The 19900-nt window shown below is 57.3% G+C and carries 17 protein-coding genes and 1 tRNA gene; 8 read left to right on the forward strand and 10 right to left on the reverse strand.

What is annotated here, in order from left to right; all coding sequences use genetic code 11:
* From pglX to TL5118_RS04915, 5 genes are all read right to left on the reverse strand, one after another.
* Window positions 1–1613: BREX-1 system adenine-specific DNA-methyltransferase PglX (gene pglX, locus TL5118_RS04895; protein ID WP_131727408.1), on the reverse strand; the 1613-nt coding region annotated here is incomplete at its 3' end.
* Entirely contained in the window at window positions 1613–5134 is a 3522-nt protein-coding gene (gene brxC, locus TL5118_RS04900; protein WP_058242644.1) for a BREX system P-loop protein BrxC, read from the reverse strand. The genes pglX and brxC, both read right to left, overlap by 1 nt.
* Window positions 5135–5138: 4 nt before the next feature.
* Window positions 5139–5741 (reverse strand): DUF1788 domain-containing protein, encoded by a 603-nt coding sequence (locus TL5118_RS04905; RefSeq protein ID WP_058242643.1) that lies wholly within the window; start codon window positions 5739–5741, stop codon window positions 5139–5141.
* Entirely contained in the window at window positions 5738–6379 is a 642-nt protein-coding gene (locus TL5118_RS04910; protein ID WP_058242642.1) for a DUF1819 family protein, read from the reverse strand. Before TL5118_RS04910 ends, TL5118_RS04905 begins: the two co-directional genes overlap by 4 nt.
* Window positions 6376–7230, reverse strand: a complete 855-nt coding sequence (locus TL5118_RS04915; RefSeq protein WP_058242641.1) for a BrxR family helix-turn-helix transcriptional regulator — start codon at window positions 7228–7230, stop codon at window positions 6376–6378. The genes TL5118_RS04910 and TL5118_RS04915 overlap by 4 nt, the downstream gene beginning before the upstream one ends.
* A gap of 201 nt (window positions 7231–7431) precedes the next feature.
* Here TL5118_RS04915 and TL5118_RS04920 point away from each other — a divergent pair, with 201 nt between their 5' ends.
* From TL5118_RS04920 to TL5118_RS04935, 5 genes are all read left to right on the forward strand, one after another.
* Complete coding sequence (locus tag TL5118_RS04920) at window positions 7432–7875, forward strand: glycine zipper family protein (RefSeq protein ID WP_058242640.1); 444 nt, start codon at window positions 7432–7434, stop codon at window positions 7873–7875.
* A 26-nt stretch (window positions 7876–7901) separates the two neighbouring features.
* Window positions 7902–9197, forward strand: coding sequence for a peptidoglycan-binding domain-containing protein (locus tag TL5118_RS04925; protein ID WP_058242639.1), 1296 nt, complete (start codon window positions 7902–7904; stop codon window positions 9195–9197).
* Between the two features lie 76 nt (window positions 9198–9273).
* A complete protein-coding gene (locus TL5118_RS21705) occupies window positions 9274–9408 on the forward strand; it encodes a hypothetical protein (protein ID WP_256415914.1) in 135 nt (44 codons plus the stop codon).
* Window positions 9409–9792: 384 nt separating this feature from the next.
* On the forward strand, window positions 9793–11139 hold the full coding sequence (locus TL5118_RS04930; protein WP_040176196.1) for an IS1380 family transposase: 1347 nt from the start codon (window positions 9793–9795) through the stop codon (window positions 11137–11139).
* A 299-nt stretch (window positions 11140–11438) separates the two neighbouring features.
* On the forward strand, window positions 11439–12644 hold the full coding sequence (locus TL5118_RS04935) for a Zn-dependent hydrolase (RefSeq protein WP_040175975.1): 1206 nt from the start codon (window positions 11439–11441) through the stop codon (window positions 12642–12644).
* Here the strand turns inward: TL5118_RS04935 and TL5118_RS04940 are convergent.
* Window positions 12633–12860 carry a WGR domain-containing protein gene (locus TL5118_RS04940; protein WP_048600048.1) on the reverse strand — a complete coding sequence of 76 codons (228 nt, stop codon included), beginning with the start codon at window positions 12858–12860 and terminating at the stop codon, window positions 12633–12635. The genes TL5118_RS04935 and TL5118_RS04940 overlap by 12 nt on opposite strands.
* A gap of 30 nt (window positions 12861–12890) precedes the next feature.
* On the reverse strand, window positions 12891–13091 hold the full coding sequence (locus TL5118_RS04945) for a hypothetical protein (RefSeq protein WP_048600047.1): 201 nt from the start codon (window positions 13089–13091) through the stop codon (window positions 12891–12893).
* A 162-nt stretch (window positions 13092–13253) separates the two neighbouring features.
* Here TL5118_RS04945 and TL5118_RS20860 point away from each other — a divergent pair, with 162 nt between their 5' ends.
* Together TL5118_RS20860 and TL5118_RS04955 are read left to right on the forward strand one after the other, a co-directional pair.
* Entirely contained in the window at window positions 13254–14255 is a 1002-nt protein-coding gene (locus TL5118_RS20860) for a DNA-processing protein DprA (RefSeq protein WP_131727409.1), read from the forward strand.
* Between the two features lie 69 nt (window positions 14256–14324).
* Entirely contained in the window at window positions 14325–15512 is a 1188-nt protein-coding gene (locus TL5118_RS04955; RefSeq protein ID WP_165590019.1) for an HAD hydrolase-like protein, read from the forward strand.
* Between the two features lie 270 nt (window positions 15513–15782).
* Here the strand turns inward: TL5118_RS04955 and TL5118_RS04960 are convergent, their stop codons facing one another.
* Window positions 15783–17162, reverse strand: coding sequence for an exodeoxyribonuclease I (locus TL5118_RS04960; RefSeq protein ID WP_058241609.1), 1380 nt, complete (start codon window positions 17160–17162; stop codon window positions 15783–15785).
* 296 nt (window positions 17163–17458) lie between these two features.
* Window positions 17459–18181, reverse strand: a complete 723-nt coding sequence (locus TL5118_RS04965) for a hypothetical protein (protein ID WP_058241610.1) — start codon at window positions 18179–18181, stop codon at window positions 17459–17461.
* A 243-nt stretch (window positions 18182–18424) separates the two neighbouring features.
* Between TL5118_RS04965 and TL5118_RS04970 the strand changes: the two genes are divergently transcribed.
* Complete coding sequence (locus TL5118_RS04970; protein ID WP_058241611.1) at window positions 18425–19522, forward strand: Fic family protein; 1098 nt, start codon at window positions 18425–18427, stop codon at window positions 19520–19522.
* Between the two features lie 218 nt (window positions 19523–19740).
* Here the strand turns inward: TL5118_RS04970 and TL5118_RS04975 are convergent.
* Window positions 19741–19817 (reverse strand) — tRNA-Met (locus TL5118_RS04975).
* Window positions 19818–19900 lie beyond the last annotated feature (83 nt).

Raw genomic sequence — 19900 nt, forward strand, 5'->3', positions numbered from 1 at the left:
CCATGGAACTGGCGCCCCGAAAAAGCCTGAAACCGCCCCGATACCGGACGGATACTAAGGAACATCCATGATTGCATGTTGATCATCGCCATCATGCCTCGTCTGTTCAATAGGCTGACCGCGCGCTCCATGAACATGGCAAAAAGATCGACTTTACTGTCCGGATAGTGGTCCTTGGCGAAAACTCCCAGTTTCGGATTCATCCCTTTCCCGCCCATATACGGCGGGTTGGCCACCACCACATGATACTTCGGCGACAGCGCCTCGGCCATGCGCAGCACGGCGATGACGCGTTCCTGCACGGACCGGAGCAGCAGGTCACCGCCAAAATCCCGCGCCTCGACCACCCGCAGCGTCTCTGCCGGGTCGCGCAGTTTCGGCACGATCAGCGAGCCGAAGTTCTTGGCTTGCTCGAACTGCCCCAGCGTCTCGCGCAGCTCATCGGTGAACAGATCCTTGCCCACCACGGCGGCCACGTCCTGCATCTCGGCATCGGTAAAGGCCACGTTCTGCAACACACAGATGTCGGGCTTCGCCTCCATCCGCAGGAATCGCCGCCGCCCCAGCCGTGCCGCCGCCTTCATCGCCAGCGCAAAGGCAGCCAGCGCGCCCGCGCGGTCATCAATCTCCACCCCGGTCAGGTTGTGCGTCAGGATCAGCGCGGGGATTTCTGTCGGGTCATAACCCTCTTCCTCGTAGATGGCGTAGAGCAGGTCAAAGGCATAGGTCAGCATGTGCCCCGAGCCCGCCGCCGGATCGCAGATGCGGATATCTTCGGGGCGGGTGATCTTCAGGAAGTCCGTCTCGGGCTCTTCGGGGGCGATGTAATAGTCCATCCGTTCGGCCAGACGGCTGCCCGGTCGGTTCAGCAACCAGAGCCGCCCCAGCGAGTTCTCGACCAGGTAGCGCACGATCCAGTGCGGGGTGAAGAGCTGGGTGGCGGCCGGGATGTTCTCGGCCGTGATCTTCTGGTTCTTCTTCAGCCCCGCGAAGACCTGATCCTTCTTCTCGGAGATGTAGAACTGGTAGAGCCAACCAATGATCTCGACATCCTGACAGGCGTCCTCGGTCATAACCTTGCGCAGCTCGGCAAGTATCGAAGATTGCGACAGCAGATCCTCAGGCATCAGGAGTTCGGTGTAATCGTCAAGCTCTTCGAACAGGAACGGCATCGGCCCGTGCCACTGGTTGCAGGCATGCACCAGAAGCTGTCGATAAGCTTCGCCCTGCGGATCAGAAGACGGCGTGCGACCATCAAGCAGCGCCGCGATGCTGCCCGGCGCGCCCTCAGGCAAGTTCCCCGCCATCGCCTCGGCAAGGATCTCGGGGCGTGTCTGCCCCTCAGCCGGCGAAACAACCCCGACCGTCGTGTAGCCATTCGCATCCATGAAGCGCAGCGCTGTGAAGCGGTTGAACCATGTGTAGGCCACCTGCTCAATCACCTGTGCCTTGCCATCCCGCGCGATCGCAGCGTCGAGCTCTTTCATTGCCTGCGGATGTTCCCGCCGCGCGGGCGAGGCCGGATCAAGCACAAGATCAAGCTTGGAGCGAACCTGTTCGATCAACAGATTACGGGCGGATTGGGCAAACTTCTTCAGCGCGTTCGTGTCCATCAGACAATCACCTTCTTGCCCGCGCGGATCTGCTCCAGCAGGGTCTTTTTCATTTCTTGGACGTATTGTTCGACGTCAGCCTCTTCAGTCAGGTAGGGCTTGGCGAAGCCCACCTTGATTTCGGAAGCGTTGACATAGGTCGGCTGCGGAGCGGGCGCCGGGGTCTCGCCCATTCCTGGGTTCGGTTGCGCCGGCGCTGCAGGTCGGCTGAGCCGCTCAACCTCTGCCAAAATGCGTGGCAACAGATCGAGCTTCGCCCCATTCGCCCGATCGCGCAGGATCGGGATCATCTTGACGCTGTCGAGCCCGGATTTGTGACTATCGATGTTGCGCTTGATGTGGGCTTGGTCATCTGCTGAGAGTGCCTGGAACTCTGGCGTCTGCGTGACCTTCGCCGCGCAGTCCTCGACCGCTGCGATGACGGCTTTGCGCTCCTCAAGCACGGTCAACTCCACTCGATCTTTCAACCCATAGAGATCGGATTTCAGGGCCTGAATGGCCGTGCCCTTGTAGCAAGCAGGATCGGCTAAGGCGCGGGCCAGTGCTTCGCCGGCGGCCGCATCAACATAGGAAATATTGGCTTCCTGATCGCGCAGGAAATCGCGGGCATCGTCATAGATTTCGCGCTGGGCACCACCCATGAAGCTGCGGATTTTGTCGAGGACTTCTTCCTTGGCGTCGAGCAGGTCATCTTCCTGTGCCGCGGGCTCGGTGATGTACCAAGTGGCTGGCTTGCCCACCATCGCGGCAATCTTTGTCGCCAATGGCTCGAGCGCCACAACAAATGGGTACTGCGCTTTCTGGGCCAGCATCTTGCCCAAGTCTTCAGACAGGGTGCGCGTGCTCTCCAGCCATTCCGCGCCGATCGTCCGCGCGTCAGTCCCATCCGATGGCAAATCAAACAGCTCCTTGTAGAGCTCTTTTGCCTTCCGGATCTGGGCGGAGGTAAACTCAGTCTGCGGGGTAAGCAGGATATTGGCCAGGGCATGGCTATTGTTCAGCGCCTTGGCGAGTTCTGCGCGCTCGAGCACGGTGCCGTCGGATCGGGCTTCAAGCTTGCCCTTGCCTGACAGGCTGGCAGCCAAGCAGAGAATTGCAGTCGTCGGCCAGCCATAGGGTTTGCCGCCAAAGCGTTCGGTGAGGTATTTGACTGAGACCTTCACGCCATTGCGAGCCTGCGACTGCACGTAGTTCAGGACATCCTGTTCGGCCTCGGTCAGCCCTTCGCCGTTATTACCAAAGAGCCCGCTTTCTGGCGTTGCCGCCTTCAGGATGTCGGCCTCAGCATAGGTCACGCCCCGCAGCATTGGCAGGTTAACATAGACCTTGTCGACAAGGCCCTGGAAGCCCTTCACGATCCGGTCCTGGGGCTCCTCGCCCCCGATGTCGAGCTCATCACCCCGCACAAACATCCGCGCCTCTGCCATGAGCTTGCGCAGGCGCAGTTCGAGGTCCTTATAGCGACGGCTGTTCTGATCCCCCTTCTCGGCAACGATGCGATCACGGCCTGGCTGCTGGGAACCTGCACGGGCCTGGCGGATGAACTTGTCCGTCTGCTTGAAGAGCGTCAGATCGCGGATGAACCGCACATCGGGCTGCAGCACCACCGCCAGCTCTTCTCGGCTCATGTTCCGCATGCGCACGGCTTCAGGTGATGCCACATCATCGTTGAACGGGCTGATCACGTTGATGGAAAGCTCGTATTCCCGCCCCAAGAGGTGGTCATCGAGCTTCCGGCTGAAGCTGTATTCGTTGCCCGTGGTCAGATGTTTGATCTTGCGGTGACGCAGGATCGTGTCGAACGCCAGCGTCTCCATTTCCTTGGAAAGCTCTGAGGGGTCGACATCAAGCGCCTTGATCTCCGCCTCGACGTCCTTTTCCTCGTTGGTCAGGAACTCATAGACCTCGCCATTGCGCTGAATAAGCGTGTTGCGCTCGAGGAATGACAGGGCTTCCTCGATCTTGCGTCGCTGCTTGACTTGGTCGGTGTCGAACTCGGAGAGCAGCAGCACACTGATGTTGCGCACCGTCGGCTTGAACTCCTTGACGTATTTCACCAGGAAGAGCGCTTTCAGGACGCGAACCGCGAAGGGGTCGATGTCCTGAATTTCCTTCTCTGCAATCTGGATCGATTGCTGAACGGCGGATTTGAGGGCAGTGCGGATACCCTCGAACATGAGGTCAAAGGTGGCAAGACCGCCCACGGGTTGGTCTGCCATCTTCTTGGCGACCTCTTGGAAGACGCCCAGCATCGAGCGCTCACCAACCGAGCTGTGCTTTCCCTCAAAGGCGTTGTGCTGGGAAAGCGAAGTGATCGCCATCTGGAACAGCATGTATTGGTAGGGCGGGAATGGGTAGCTTGAGACGAAGTGAGCGCGCCCATCGAAGTTCTTCAGCTTGATCGACCCGTCCGTGAAATCAAACAGGGTCTTAAGATTGTTCTCTTCACGATCGTGCAGGTTGCCTAGCCGTACCTGGCCCTCGTCGGTCTTGGACAGAAGGCGGCGCTGGATGACTTCCGCCACGTCGGCCGAGTTCAGCGGCATCTTCACACCGAAGCGCGCCATGATCTTCGAGAAGTCCTGCGACTGAAACGCCTTCCCGTCGCCGATGATGGCTTCCATGTCCTGCTGTGAGGTCACGATGACCCAGGCCTGGCCTTTGCATTTTGTGTTCAGGCTTTCGGCGATGGTCTGCAGGTTCGTCATCAGCTTGACGTTCTCGGCGATGTACTGGCCCACCTCGTCCACGAAGAAGTTCAGCCGGAACTTCGGCGCCTGCTTGTCGATCCAAGCCTTCACCTTGTTGGCAAAGTCCTCGATCGAAACACGTGTGTCAGCGCGATACTGGCCCAGAATGTCAGCGGCATCCGCGGGATCGCCACCGGTGACGGAGGCGAAAGCTGTCGCGATGTTTTTACGCTCAAGGGCCGCCTGTTCACGGCCGCGCTCCCACGGCTTACCTGCGGCAGCAGCATAAGCATCCTTGAATGCTGCCAGCTGGCCGCGGTCATCAAGGTCGCGCTCAAATTGAGCGATATGGGGCAGCTTGCCGTAGTAGCCGCAGGCCTCGTCAAATACCTTCTGGAACACCGAGAGCAGCGCATCCACATCGGTCTTGGAGATAACATCCGCCTTCTGGTCGATGTTGAAGAGGATCGACTTTGACGGCACGGAGACTGCCTTGCGCAACGCGCCCAAAAGCATGGGCTGATCGGTCAGCTTCTCCTCGAAAATATCAAAGGCCCGCGTGCCATCAACTTCTCGGTTTTCCATGAGAAGGGCCAGCATCTTCAGCAGGTGCGACTTACCCGAGCCAAAGAAGCCAGAAATCCAGACCCCATTGGCGGTGTCATAGTTGTTGTAGGCATCGAGGAAGGTCTCGAGGCGTTTGCCGATTTCATCGGTGATGACGTACTCGTCGAGCTCGATGCGCAGGCTCGCTTCATCGTCAGCCTTGATCACGCCATCAATCGGGCGGTCGACGGGCTTGGCGAAAATGTTTCTCAGAGCAGTGGTCATCGGGTCAGACCTCGTAGTTCAGAATGTTAAAAGCACGGTAATATTTGTCGTCATGCAGCAGCCCAAAGAGATCGAGGGATCCCCCCGTCGCTGTGGAGTGGGTGTAGCTGCCGGGAAAGAACAGGACCGTTGGTTTGTCCTTGGCGGTGCTCTGCAGGTTGTTGAGCACATTGTGTGAGCGGATGTACGGGTAGACCTCGCCTACGCCCGACAGGAAAATCACGTCATGCGGCTGGGCGGCGATGGCCTCCGCGATTTTCGGGATCAGGTGCTCATGGACATCGAGGACACCTTGCAACAGCTCGCGCAGCTCCGACTTTTCCATGTCAGGCTCTGCAGCCAGGACGTCTTCAAGGATGCCCCGTTCTTCCAAAAGCCCGAGCGAAATCTCGTACAAGCTGAGGTCAAGCGCCGTCACGCCCGCATGCCCAATGCGTTCAATCAGGTCGAGCCGGTCCTCGATCATTGTGAGGCCTTCCTCTGCCGGGAACGGACAGATGAAAAACGGCACTTCATTGCCCAAGCCCTGCTTGGTCAAAAAGCGCTCGCTGGTTATGACCCGATAAAGGTGCTCAGCGCGTTCTTTGCGCGTCAATTGCAGGCTCAAGACAGGCCTCCCTCAATAACAACACCCGGGAACACGGCCAGATCAGCTGGGTTGGTCGCTTCAATCAGCCCGCGCAGCTGAGGCGAGAGGTAACTCGACTGAATCCGGTTTTCTTCCGAGATAATCCCAACCTCTCGCATGGTCTTGAACACGACTTGCCGGAGGCGAACGCGTGTGGAGGCAGAGGTTGAGGCCAAAGTGTCATCCCACTCGGCTTTATGCTCGAAGAACAAATCGAAGCTATCGGTCGACAAATCCAGTTGATAGGCGAGATACCGGTCCTGCACGATTTCGAGTGTGAACTCGCGTACCAGCCGGTAGGCACGGCAAAAGGAAAGCCAAATGAGCAGCGCTTGATCTTGTCGGTCGGCACGCTCAACCAGAAAACGCAGCTCGTCCTCGGTCAGCGTTTCAAGGCGATTGACCAGCTCCCGGAGTATCCGACGCTTTGACTTTTGTTTTGGCGAAGATGTCAGACCATCGGCCTGCAACTGGGAGATCGTTACATCCCAGTCTCGTGTTTCCAGATAGCTGGCCGCAAGATCGATGCATTCATTCAAGAAAAGCCCCCCAGAGGTGAAGGACATCTTGTAGGGCTGCTTCGCCCCGAACTCTGCTTTCCGTGCCGCCATGGTCATCCAATGACCTCATCACGGTTAAGCAAAACAATCTGTTGGTCTTGAGGACGGCGCGCCGCCGGGTCGGTGTCCAGGCCGAGACGTTTCAGCGCATAGAACAGCAGCGCGCGGCGGACAGCGATCTGGGCCCTGCCCTCTTCCATGCCGTAGTCCATCTCGATGGCACGGCGCTGGTTATCAGACAGGTCCGGATGCGGGCCGATCTCAAGCACGACCTCTGTGTGCCACGCCTCATCAGCGCTGGGCTCAGCGGTCACGGGCCCCTGATCACCGACCTCGACGATCCTGGACAACAGGAAGTCCTTGAACACTTGGTCGTTCTGACAGAACGCACGTGCATGCCAGCGGAACCCATCGAATGCCAGGGCGTGCGGCTCAATCCAGCGCGCGCTGGGCTCCGGCCGCGACATAGACTGATAGGTCACCTGCAAGGCTGCTGGCTCGCGGATCGCTGCCAGTACGTCACGCAGGGTTTCGGGGGACACACCTCGCGCGGGCGTCGGCGTTGCGCCAAAGCTCGGGAAAAAGCTGATCCAGCTTTGCTCAGAACTCACCAGCCCCTGATCCACCGCGCGCAGCTGGGCAAAATACTCCTCAGCGTCCGGCTTGAGATATTTGGGCTTGAAGTGCTTACCGCGCAGATACGTGCGCAGGCTCTTGTCATAAACAAGGTTGCGCTTGGCCTGCTCAATGTAGGCGTTCAGGTCCAGCGATGCCTGCTGTGTCGAAACCCCAAACGCGTCCATCAAGTCCCCTCGGTTTATCCGCCCCTGCCAAAACAGGCGAAACTCGATGAACTCATATCGACGTTCGACACCCCAGTTCAGCTGTTTGCCCTTCTTGCGAGTCACCCTGCGCCCTCACTTATATGTCGCACGAATACATGCGTCTAGTTTTTTGATTGACTCACCAACCGGACCGACAGACCCTTAGCAGGCCAGAATTCCGATTCGTGACAAGCCCGTCACGTTATTAGACGTATCACAAACCTGGGGGCTCACCCCAGCATAACCCTCCCGTTCTGCTCTCGGGAAGGGAAAAGGAGCTGCTGCATGAATTTTATTACGAAAACCCAGGCTTTTGGCTTGGTCGCAGTCTTGACCGTGGCCGGTTGCGCAGAGCTCGAGCCCTTGACTGAGTATCGTCCCGTTGTGGATCCAGAGCGTACAAACATGCCGCGATTTGAACGCGACCTTGAGGCTTGCCGCGCAGTCGCGGTCCAGGTCGAGGCCGACTATCGCCAGCGTCAGCAGGAACAGATGGGCGCAAACATCATGGCCGGGCTTCTGGTCGGCGCCATCACCGGAGCCGTTGTAGGCAGCGGCTCTGATTATCAGGGCGAACTCGCCGCCTACGGCGCAGCTTCCGGCATGGCGGCCGGGGCAGCGGCGAATGACTATTCCTATGATCTTGTGACCTATGGCCCCCGCCGGGTCGTGGATCGCTGCATGGCTGAACGCGGCCACACGATCTTAAACGACATTGGCCGCGGCTAAGGCGCTTTGCTGAAAGGACCTTCGACATGATGAAACTGCGCACGCTCACCGCTTCGCTGCTGATCAGTACCTGCCTTGCTGGGCATACAATGGCCCAGGAAAGCTCCGCGCTCGATACAGAGATCGCCGCCATCGACAGCCAGATCACCGAAGTGGATGCCACAATCGCCCGCTACGATGGTGGGCTGATCCGCATGCTCGCCGAAAGCCGGAGAGAAGCATTGCTGCTACTGCGTACGATCGTTGAGGCCCGGCAAGCGGCTGAGGCCGCAGGCGCGAGCATCGAAGTCACCGTGCCAGCCGTAGAACCTAATCCCGAACGTGCAGAGCAGCTTCTTGGCGAAATGGCCGCGCAACAACAGCGTGTCGAGGCGGCCGAACAAGAGGCAGCATCCGCCGGCGGTCTGATACAAGCGGTGGCGCTAAGCCGCGTCGAAACGGAGAAGCTCACCCTCGCCCAGTTGCAGATGGCCTATTTGCAGGCGCGCTACGGCATTGCGTTTCCGGTAACGCCCCAGGTGGCAGCTCCGACGACGCCAAGCCAGGGCGCATCATCGCCCGCAGCCACCGCAGATGGTGATGAAGTGACCGCTGCCCTGCCCTGGGCTGATCCTGATTACCCGAACATCGATTACAGCCTCGCGCCCTTTGAGCAGGCGCACAACGAGGGTGATCGGATTTCTGGCTGGTGGGTCATCGACGAGGAGCGCGCTGCGATCGATGACAGTCCGTCGGTCGTTGCCATCAACTATTCGGCTTATGATGCGCGCAGCTTCAGCGGTATCACCGCGCTTCTCGCGCAGTGTCGGGAAGGCGAGACATCCATCGTCTTTGTCCAAGATGATTTTTTGATGAGCGCCATTCGGCGGAACTCGTTCGATATCAACTACCGTATCGACGATGCACCTGCGCAGTCGACCCGCTGGAACGAACTGACCAATAACAAAGGCGCTGGGCTTTTTGGATCTTCGTCCGAAGGCTTCTTGCGCAACCTCTACGATGCCGAAGCGTTTTTCATCCGGCTGACCGATGGCAATGGCCGACGCTATGACGCGGAGTTTGACCTTGCCGGCATTCAGGAGGCGATCGAGGCTGTGGCTGGCGCATGTGGATGGTCCACGCTTGATCTCTCCCGCGACGACTACCGTGCTATCCAGACCATGCTGAACGCCGGTGGTTTTGATGCCGGCACACCGGACGGCGTTTGGGGGAACGGATCGCGCAATGCGATGCGCGCCTTCCAAGAACAGAACGGCTTAGCACCCACTGGAGCACCCGACCGGGCGACCCTTGAGGCGTTGGGCATTCAGGCCAGCGACTAGAACCTCACATCAGCATGGCCCACATGATGGGACGGTGTCGTGAGCGCGCGGCCGCAATAAAAAAGGAAGCAAAATAATGGAATTCATCATCGCAGGCGCCATCGTCTTCGGCATCATCGGCTTCTTCGTCGATGGTGGCAAAGGCGCGCTCTGGGGGGCTATTCTCGGTCCCTTTGGTCTGATCATTGCTGCCATTTTGAAGGGTAAGTGAGCGGTGGTCGTGTGCTTCTCAAACGACCTGCCCGGTCGCTCCAGAGGGCTCAGGCGAAGGTTCGCTTGTTGATCTTACGAAGGCAGCTAACATTGCCCTTGTAAGCGTGATGGGCCCATACCAGCCAGTTAACAACCGACGGCCATGTTGCGGAGCAGTCCGTTATGCCAGACATTCGCTGCAGGAGCCAAATTGATCAGCGCCTACAGGTCAAGAGCGCGGGACAAACCCGGCTCGGTCCCGTCACACCGCTGTGCCCCTGCGAGTGCCATCGACAGCATCCACTTTAACCCGCATTTCCCAAGTAACTTGACGTTTTCGCGCCTCCAACGGCCACTAATGTGTTATATTTCAGTATGTTAATTTGGCTGAAGGTGGTGGATTATGGATCACCCAGAGGGTGCACGCGAAACGGGTGATGGGCGGCTCAGTTTTGACCGCCGGGTCCGGCTGGAGTTTCATGGTTCCAAGATCAGCTCGGACGGTGGATTACTGTTGTTCAGGGAATTGGATGAAGTGCTCGGCCTGCACGACATTGCGGGCGGATTTCTGAGAGACACGCGAACTGGCCACAATCGCCTGCACTCACTGGTCGGCTTGTTGCGCCAGTCGGTCTTTGGGCGGCTGGCCGGATATGATGATGTTAATGACGCGGACCGTTTATCGCTTGATCCGGTGATGCGGCAGGTCGTTGGAGGGCGTGCCGTTGAGGCCAAGGCCGCGTCTGCGAGCCAGATGGGACGGTTCGAGACCGAGGTGTTGGCGGCAACCGACAATCGCACTGTGCTGGCGGATTTATCAGGACACTGGATCGACCGGGTTCACAATCGCAAACCGCCCAAGTGGATCACGCTCGACATGGACAGTTCAGTCAGTCCCACCCACGGCGCGCAAGAAGGCACCGCTTGGAACGGGCATTTCGGCTGCATGTGCTATCACCCGCTGTTCGTCTTCAACCAGTTTGGCCATTTGGAACGCTGCGCCCTGCGCCCCGGCAATGTTCACAGCGCAGATGGATGGGAAGAGGTTCTGAAGCCCGTCATCGCGCGATATGCGGATCGTCACCTGATGCGGTTCTTCCGGGGGGATGCTGCGTTCGCCATCCCGGAGCTATACAAAACTCTGGAACTGGAAAACTATTTCTACGCCATCCGCCTTCGGGCCAATCGCGTTCTTCAGGGCAAGATTGCGCATCTGCTCAAGCGCCCTGTGGGTCGTCCGCCAAAAGGCGTGAAGCGCATCTACGGCGACTTCCAATATCAGGCGGCATCTTGGGACAAACCTCGTCGTGTCATCGCCAAGGTGGAATGGCATCCCAGCGAGTTGTTCCCGCGCGTGGGCTTCGTGGTCACCAACATGCCGATGGAACCCGACTGGATCATCCGCTTCTACAACCAACGCGGCACCGCCGAGCAATACATCAAGGAAGGCAAGCAGGCGATCAACTGGACCCGTTTGTCCTGCAAAGGCATGGCGCAGAACGAGGTGCGGCTGCAACTCCATGCACTGGCTTACAATATCGGTGCCTTCCTACAGGGCACTGATCTACCTGATGAGATAGCCGACTGGTCACTGACAAGCCTGCAGACGCGATTGATCAAGATTGGTGCGAGGGTTGTGCGTCACGCCCGTGCAATCACCTTCCAACTGGCCGAGGTGGCTGTCAGCGGCGATCTGTTCAACCGCATCCTTGCGGCCATACATCGGCTGCGCGCACCGCCGGTTCCCTAATGACAACATCGTTAATCATAAAACCTGAACAAAAGCGGCTCAACCGGTCTATCCATACGGGGGTCGGTCAGACCAATATCCGGATCAACCTCGCCCCCGAGACCGGAAATCGTGCTCAGTTCGCGCGTCAGATGCCCGAACAACGGCACCATGGGTGCAAGAGGCTTGATAGGAGCGCAGAACAGCGGCAAGGTGGGCGGGAGGACGTTCTACTTGGGGAATGTCAGTTTAAGGGGATGAGGGACGCTGTCCCTCAAACTCCCTGGGATATTTATGAGCCAGAGAAGATGGGATGTAGTATGCGTATTGATGCGGACAGGTTTCTAGGGGATTTGCATAGCTTGCGGGGCTTCGGCGCTGCGGGCGTCGGAAAGGGCGTTGTGCGCCCGGCCTATTCTGACGCTGATCTTGCGGCGCGCCGTTGGCTTGCGGAGCAGATGCAAGACGCGGGTTTGCGCGTTGAAGTGGATGCGATGGGCAACCTGTTCGGCTTGGCCGACGGGCCGTCATTGCTGTTGGGGTCGCATTCGGACAGCCAGCCCGAGGGCGGTTGGCTGGATGGCGCTTTGGGGGTCATTGCAGCACTTGAGGTTGCGCGGGCAGCGCAAGAGGCGGGCGGGCCTGCGGTGTCGGTCGTGTCTTTTCAAGACGAAGAGGGGCGGTTTGGCGTGACAACGGGCAGTGCCGTTTGGTCCGGGCAATTGTCGCAAGCGGATGCTGATCTGTTGGTGGACCACGCAGGCGTCAGTTTGGGCGACGCCCGGCATGCGGTTGCGGAAATGGTGACGGGTCCGGTGTCGCCAAGCCAGTTTACTGGCTTTGTCGAGCTGCACATCGAGCAAGGCCCTACGTTGGACAGCAGTGGCGAAAAAATTGGCGTTGTCACTGATATCGTTGGCATTCGCGATATGAAAGTCACCTTTGAGGGTCAGCAAAACCACGCAGGCACAACGCCGATGCATCTGCGACGCGACGCGTTTCAGGCGGTGTCGGCTTTTAATGCGCTGCTGAATGACCGGCTGCGCAATGTGGTGACGCCGCAGACGGTCTGGACCATCGGGCATCTGTCGCTGCATCCGAATGCGTCTTCGATTGTACCCGGGCGGGCGGTGTTTTCAATGCAGTGGCGCGATGCGGACGCGGATCGGTTGGCTCGAATGGAGGAGATCATTCGCACCTCAGCCTCGGAGATTGCACAGGCGCAGGGGGTGGCCCTGAGCTATGGGCCTTTGCTGGGGCTTGAGCCGGTTTCGATGGATCAGCGGTTGCGTGCTGCCCTTGAGGCGGGGGCCGAAACCGTGGCACTAGGCAAGTGGCGCAAAATGCCGTCGGGCGCGCTGCATGATGCGACAAACGTGTCCCGGCTGATGCCTGTGGCGATGTTGTTCGTGCCGTCGATTGGCGGGCTAAGCCACACCTTCGAGGAAGACACGGACGAAGATGATCTGGTCGCGGGCGTGCAGGTGCTGGCGCAGGCGGTCGCACAGTTGGGATCAAAAACGTAGATACCCGCGCCGTTCAGCCCGGTTGCGGTGCCTGTCCGCGACACGCGATGCATCGCGCAGGTTGGCAAAGCTTTGCACGACGGCCTTGGGGCGGCCACCAGCGACGCCCCACTCGCGCAGCACGGATACTTCGCTGAACAGGTTCATCGCGATTTCGACGCGGTAAAACAACCGCCCTTGCGCGCGTCCCGTACGGTAGAGGAGGCATTCAATCATGCGATGAATCTAGCTTTAAACATTCCTGTTTTAGCCGATGATTCTGGCCCAGAAGCTGCGCTTAGGTGTTTCGACTGTTTTCTTGCGTTGGTCGGTTAACACAGCCAAAGCCTGCCTATGATCCGCGCTCTGACGCTCAGCCTGCTCCCTCAATGCCTCAATTTGATCGTTGAGCTGGGAACGTTCGCGTTCGCGCTCCACGTCCATCCGCTCAATCTGCTCACGAAGCATCTTAACTTCGACCTCCAAGCCGCTATTTTCAGTGGTTTTTTGGTGGTTTTCAAAGGGGGTATGTACCTTTAAAGTGCATATTTGGCCTGACATCGGTTTCGACTTGAAATTAGATCTACGAGCAAGCTTGTAACGCAGCCTTACCTGCCCACACGAGCTTTTTTGGAACTTGCAAACGAGTTAGAAATGCAAAGAGATGCACCAGGATCCTGCGAAGCGGAAGCACATGCCCTACTCGCATTGGCAAGCCTGAAAGGTGTCGGATACTGGACCCTGTTTAAGCTAAAGCGTGACGGTATCTCCGCCCGAAGCATTCTTGAAAGGAGCGATGGTGCGGAAGTTGCGAGAACACTAATGCAGCACGGTGCAAAGATCGGAGCTTCAGGGACTGACTGGGCTGGCGCATCGAAAAGAGCAGTTGAACGGGCAAATCGACTAATCGACGAAACTGAAAAAAAGGGGATCCGGATTATTTTTCCAGACTCTCCAACTTATCCAAAGTCGCTCTTAACTCTCGACGACCCTCCTGCCTGGCTGTTTGTTCGAGGAGAGGCGTCAGTTCTAAGCGCTCCTTCCCTAACAGCAGTCGGGACACGTAAGCCATCTTCGGACGGAGAATGGTTAAGCAGGTTTGTTGGGATGAATCTTGCCGATTGGAAAGTGCCCACCGTTAGTGGACTGGCAAACGGGATGGACCAAGATGTTCATGATTTTTCGATCAGGATGGGAGTTCCGACAATCGCAGTCCTTGGGACCGGCATACAAACGGAATATCCAAAGGGCTCAGATCGACTCGCTGATATGATCGTGAGGGAGGGAGGAGCGATAGTTACCGAATATCTTCCCAACGACAGTTACAGCGGAGAAAACTTCGTTCGAAGGAACAGGTTGCAAGCGGCCCTGGGCAGAGTCCTGATCCCCATTGAATGGTCACCCAAAAGCGGCACAGCGCACACCATCAACTACGCAGCCGCGCTCGGTCGGCCAATTGCTGGCTTAAGGGTCACTGACTGGCCTGACGATCGTGTCATGTTGCCGCAAAAATCACATTCAAACTCGCGAGTATTCACAATTCCCCGCGAACAAAGTCGTTTCTTTGAATTTGTTCAAAAAGCCCTGGCTGAACCTCTGCGCACTCGCGAGATTCAACCCGACCTCATTTAGGATTTCCAAATGCCTAAATTAAAAGGTGTGATCTTTTCACTCCGAGACGTGGTTGTGAGAAGCGGCAAAATGGACGCCGCAATCTTCGAAGAGTTTAAGAGGCTCGTGTTGTGGCTGGTAGCCAACGACTTGCAACCTGTTTTTGTTGGAAACAATAGCTGGACTATCACATCAGCCGATGGAACCAAAACACCATTTCAAGAGTTTGTCACCGCCAATATTGGCGAGTTCGACTGGTTTATGGCTGATTCTTGCCCTATGCCATATAAGCCCCAAAAAGCTTCAACGGAGTATGTGCTTAACGAACTCGGATGGGAAAAGCACGAAGCGGTATATGTCGGCAACACCGAAACGGACATGAGAACAGCCCGCAATGGCGGCTTGCTATTCTTGAATGCCCTTTGGCACGGCGAAGCGAATGACTACGGTTTCAAGTTCGATAGCCCGAAGGATATTGCAAGGTTCATCGACTGTTTTTACATCGGGATCCATAGCTGGTTTTGGGCTCTCGAGGACGAGGATCTACAGGTCTATTCGTTGGCTCCGTTTTCAACTATGTCTGCACGCTACCAAGACGCTCATGGCTTTTCGCACCACGCTCGAAACACTGCGAAATCCGGTGGTGGAGATCCAGTTTTCTGGGGAAGACTCCTTGCCTCCAGCGTTTACTCTTCCGGGCTCGCTGAGGACATTTCTTTTGTAACCTCATACCCCGGCCATTCAACAACTTCCGCGGAACCAAGCGTGAATACGGCTCTAACCATCTTTGCTGACTGTATGCAGGCAAAATTCATCCCCGATCTACTGGTTAGGCACACGACCGCTCAAAAATCACAAAATGCTCGGATCGCAGGCAAAGCGGTGGGCGTTAAGAACCAAATCGACACCATTCATCTAAACCCTGCACCACTGAAAACCAAAAAAGGTGATCGCTACAAGTCGCCGCCTCTGAAGAAGGGGAAAACCGTTCTGATTGTCGACGATTTTTGCACACAGGGGAATTCCTTCGAGGCAGCGAGAGCTTACATTGCCGCCACAGGTGCGAAAGTTCTTTGTTTGTCCTGGCTGAAGACGATCAACACCGACTACAACGAACTGAAGCCCATGGTGACAGTGAAAAATCCATATGGGCCGAACACAGTCGCGGATGAACCAACCAAGGTGACACACTGGTTCTCAAGTCACGTTGTCAATCCGGCCGCGACGTCAGATCTGAGCGCAGTGTTTGAAAAATATTACCACTGGGATTGGCCATAATTTCGCGTAACTTTGAGAGAGCGAAGATTCCATTTGATCGGGTCTCAAATGTCAGTTTTTTGTTTACTTGTGGGGTGGCTCGCCTTTGTGGCGCATGGCCGCGCTCCGCCCAACCTACCGGATGCTGCCAATGCAAATCCACCGTAATCCATTCAAATTGGCCCCCCCCTTCACCCCCAAAGTTGCGGCATTCGTACGGTAGAGTTTTCTTTTTCTGCCGGCCACCCGAGGCGAGATATCGCGCTCTGAATACTGTAAGTGTTGGGTTATCTACGCAGCACCTGCGCACCGCGCACACAGAAATGACGCAATCGCGTCAAGCTCGCGGGGGTCTGCAGCGACGGCAGTACGCAAATCGCCTAGTGCGGCCTCCGCTTTTTCGAAGGTCATCCATTCGGTTTCAGGGGCGTCAGGCGCCGACCACTTATCACGCAGATAGGCTTTGAAGAGCGCCATCTCGTCTGCTGTCAGCAGTTCAGGGCTGTAAAACGCCACCAAACGCCGACCGAGCTGACGAAGCCGAGCGTCTGAAAGGTTCGCGACTATTTCTTGGCGCCGCGGCCACGTCGCAAGTTGAAAATCTTGTAAAAGCTGCTTGTCGGCGTTGGAGTAGAATTCCCCATAGATTTGCCGTTCAACCGGCTTGGGCGGAGCGTCGGGACCTTCGGCGAAGCGATCGGCCATTGCCGCGCCCACACGCTGGCGAAACTCAGGGGCGTTGGCGATGACCGCTGCTCGGCGCAGATGCTCTGCACTGGGCGCTGTGTGTTCGAGGAGAGCGGGTGCTTTGTTCGTGGACACGCCTCTGATGATTTTCGGCGTGGCATCAACTGCGGCGAAGATCGCCTCATCCGATGCCTCGAGGAACTCGGCTGGGTCCGCGGCATCCAGATCGAAAAACGCCGCCTGCGCGCTGTTGCCGTGGGAGTAACCGCAGAAACAGCCCACGTAGGATCGCGGCTCACCGCCGCCAAAGCGCGTGACCAACTCGTAGGGCCGAAAGCTTTCAAGCTTTGCCTGCACACGCGCCTTATGGGCGTTGTCGATCAATTCATACCAAAGCGCTGGGCTACGCGTTGCGATCAGACGTGCGATGTGGATGGTCGCCTCAACGTCCCCCAGGGCATCATGTGCGTTGTGGGCATTGAAGCCATTTGCAGGCGCCAGCCGATCAAGCTTAAAGCTCCGCCGGCCTGTATCGTCGCTAGGCCAGATCAACAGATCAGGCTGTCGGGCATAAGCGGCATAGACTGCAGGCAGGATGTCTAAGCGCGTGTTTCCGTTGAACTGCGTGGCGTAAATGTTCGGCGACAGGTTCTGGTAGAAGGTCTGCCGCAGCACCTCCTCGTCAAACTTCATCGTGTTGTAGCCCACCCAGATCGCCGGCGCCCATCGCCCGGTGAGCTCGGCCACCTGCTGCGAAAACTCAAACAGCGACGGCAGGCTTGGGTCTATCAATTGATCAGGGGTGACCCGGGTCACAACCAACGCTTGCGGTGAAGGCAAAATATGGGGCGCCAACCGGCAGCGGATGTTGACCCGATCCTTTTCCACGAAATTCTCATCCGTCCAGATCGCGGCGAACTGCAGCGGCTGGTCGAACTCGGGCGAGATCCCCGTGGTTTCAAGATCGTAGAAGACAAAATCCATGATGGGTTTCTACACCCTATCATGAGGCAAATCCATCTTCAGGCACCGCTGATCCAATACACCCATTTCCTTCCCAACGCTCAGTAGCGTCCACGTTGATAGGGAAACTGGTTGGCAACAACGGCCTGTGCCTTGTCGCCAAGACGCTGCGCTGGCAGCTAAAGAAGGTGAAAGTCTTTGACGGCAACATTAAGGGATATTCCGTTGGCAACGGAGTTTGATGGTAATGAACCACCATCAAATTTCAGGGACCACAACTTAGGTCAGAAATGATCAGCGAAATCCACTGCCGCTGATCACTGAACGTTTACGGGTTGCAGCATCTTATCCGTATCGAGCTTGAGCGCGCTGCGCCAAAGCTGGGTCTTGAAGACGTGACAAGCGTGCTTGCCCGGGCTGTTGTCACGGGTCTCCATCAACAGTCCCGCCCACTCAAGCGGCCGCAAGACACATGATGAGAATGCGCCCATGGCACGCCAACCGGCGGTGTGCCAATCCTCTGGCTCGCCATAGAAGGCCTTGTACAATGCCGCCTCAGTTGTGCCTTGGTCCGCCTCGACGTTGATGACATTCATCCAGACGTCCCATTTACCAAACGGCCGATCGTCAAAGCGCGCATAGGACGCGTGATCGATGCGGAGCACGAAGTATGGGATCAACTCGGCAAACAAGCGCCCTGGCGATCGTGCCAGCTCTGCACCTTTTTTCGTTAACCGAAACGCCCCCTTGTAGTGCCGGCCGAGGCGCAATGAGATCAGCAGGAAGTGCAGAACCTCAAGAGGCGGAAATTCATACTCGTTGATGACCTTGTTGTAGCGGAACATTTCTTCGGCGCTTTTCCCCGGCCAATCGAAGTGCTCCACGGCCCAGTGGACGAAAACACGCTTAAACGCCTTGGTTTGGGTGAGGCCGATCGATCCGTGCTCCTGGACATATTGCAGCGTCAACAGGGCACCGCGCAGCAGCGGCGAGCGCATTAAGTCTGGGTGATCATCAGGAAGCGTGCGGAATTCAATCATGCGCAAGTGATGCCACGAGCACAACGGCGATGCCAAGAGGCCCGTATATGCAGGCCCAGACGAGATCGCTGAGCATCCGTGCTAGGCGCCGAATAGAAAAGTGGGACCTAGCCGACGCTCCTGGATAGGTTAAGCATGCTGTGCGGAGATTGCCGGCTTTATTCTCCGCAAATCATGCGGCTTTTGTTCTTGCCAGTGCGGAGAAAAAGTTGGATTATCCCCGCACATTTTGCGGAGTATGTGATGCAAATCTGGGAACGAGACACCTGGCCCAACCTTACTTGGCAAGACACGCGCGTTGCCGCGTGCCTAGCTGAGGTGCGCCATACCCAGGGCAGACTGATCGGTAGAATGGAAGCACTAGGCTTCAAGCTACGCGAGGAAGCGGTGCTACAGACGCTGACGCAGGACGTCGTCAAGACAAGCGAAATCGAAGGCGAACAGCTCGACGTCACTCAGGTGCGGTCATCGCTGGCACGTCGCCTTGGCATCGACATTGGCGCCCTGCCCCCGACAGATCGCAATGTCGAAGGCATCGTCGAGGTCATGCTTGATGCGACGCGCAACTATGATGCGCCACTGACAGCGGAACGCCTATTTGGCTGGCATGCCGCACTTTTTCCAACCGGACGCAGCGGCATGACGCGCATCCGCGTCGGGGATTGGCGCGATGACAGTACCGGCCCGATGCAGGTGGTGTCAGGGCCCTACGGCCGGGAGCGCGTGCATTACACAGCGCCACCTGCCTCTAGGGTCGCGGCAGAGATGGAAGCATTTTTCGCCTGGTTCAACGCGCCGATTTCATCCGATCCGGTAATCAAGGCGGCCCTGGCACATCTGTGGTTTGTCACGATCCACCCCTTCGAGGATGGCAACGGGCGGATTGCTCGTGCCATCGCTGATCTTGCGCTGGCGCGGTCAGAGGGGAGCACACAGAGGTTCTACAGCATGTCGGCGCAGATCCGGACAGAACGGAGCGCATACTACGATCGACTGGAGCAAACGCAGAAGGGCGAAACGGACGTAACAGAATGGGTGTTGTGGTTCCTCGCGTGCCTAGATCGCGCCATCCGTGGAGCGGATAGTGTACTGGCTGCAGTTGTCGCCAAGGGTCAATTCTGGGAGCGCGCGGCGCCGATGTCGCTGAACGAACGCCAGATCAAGGTTCTGAATCGCTTACTCGACGGCTTTGAAGGAAAGATGACCACCTCGAAATGGGCGACGATTGCCAAGTGTTCTCAGGATAGCGCAAGTCGCGACATAGCAACCTTGATTGAACTGGGGCTGATGCGGAAGGGCGAAGCCGGCGGTCGCAGCACGAACTACGAGCTGGTTCTGTAACGCGAGCAGATCGAATTGTCAGGCATCACCCTGCGATGCCAATCCGCGTCGATATGCACGAACGTCATCGACAATCACTGGTTTCGGCTGATTACCAACGATTACGGCTTTTCTGGGGGTGCGACTCGCCAAACGTTGACATGGCGTTGACATGGAATGAACGCATAAAGCCCGACTGATTAAGTCGGGCTCTAAGCATTTGATTTGGCGTATTAATTTGGTTGCGGGAGTAGGATTTGAACCTACGACCTTCAGGTTATGAGCCTGACGAGCTACCGGGCTGCTCCACCCCGCGACAGTGCCTCAATGAGGCGAATTTTTTCATCGTTTTGAGAGGAATTGGTATTTATTAGGTTTGGCGGTGACCTACTCTCCCAC

This window comes from Thalassovita autumnalis (genome assembly GCF_001458255.1).
GTDB classification, from domain to species: domain Bacteria; phylum Pseudomonadota; class Alphaproteobacteria; order Rhodobacterales; family Rhodobacteraceae; genus Thalassobius; species Thalassobius autumnalis.

Bases quoted from the DNA above. Each gene is read 5' to 3' on its own strand.
- brxC (WP_058242644.1), bottom strand. From the start codon at position 5,134: ATGACCACTGCTCTGAGAAACATTTTCGCCAAGCCCGTCGACCGCCCG.
- TL5118_RS04910 (WP_058242642.1), bottom strand. From the start codon at position 6,379: ATGACCATGGCGGCACGGAAAGCAGAGTTCGGGGCGAAGCAGCCCTAC.
- TL5118_RS04920 (WP_058242640.1), top strand. From the start codon at position 7,432: ATGAATTTTATTACGAAAACCCAGGCTTTTGGCTTGGTCGCAGTCTTG.
- TL5118_RS04925 (WP_058242639.1), top strand. From the start codon at position 7,902: ATGATGAAACTGCGCACGCTCACCGCTTCGCTGCTGATCAGTACCTGC.
- TL5118_RS21705 (WP_256415914.1), top strand. From the start codon at position 9,274: ATGGAATTCATCATCGCAGGCGCCATCGTCTTCGGCATCATCGGCTTC.
- TL5118_RS04930 (WP_040176196.1), top strand. From the start codon at position 9,793: ATGGATCACCCAGAGGGTGCACGCGAAACGGGTGATGGGCGGCTCAGT.
- TL5118_RS04935 (WP_040175975.1), top strand. From the start codon at position 11,439: ATGCGTATTGATGCGGACAGGTTTCTAGGGGATTTGCATAGCTTGCGG.
- TL5118_RS04940 (WP_048600048.1), bottom strand. From the start codon at position 12,860: ATGATTGAATGCCTCCTCTACCGTACGGGACGCGCGCAAGGGCGGTTG.
- TL5118_RS04945 (WP_048600047.1), bottom strand. From the start codon at position 13,091: ATGCTTCGTGAGCAGATTGAGCGGATGGACGTGGAGCGCGAACGCGAA.
- TL5118_RS04955 (WP_165590019.1), top strand. From the start codon at position 14,325: ATGGACGCCGCAATCTTCGAAGAGTTTAAGAGGCTCGTGTTGTGGCTG.
- TL5118_RS04960 (WP_058241609.1), bottom strand. From the start codon at position 17,162: ATGGATTTTGTCTTCTACGATCTTGAAACCACGGGGATCTCGCCCGAG.
- TL5118_RS04965 (WP_058241610.1), bottom strand. From the start codon at position 18,181: ATGATTGAATTCCGCACGCTTCCTGATGATCACCCAGACTTAATGCGC.
- TL5118_RS04970 (WP_058241611.1), top strand. From the start codon at position 18,425: ATGCAAATCTGGGAACGAGACACCTGGCCCAACCTTACTTGGCAAGAC.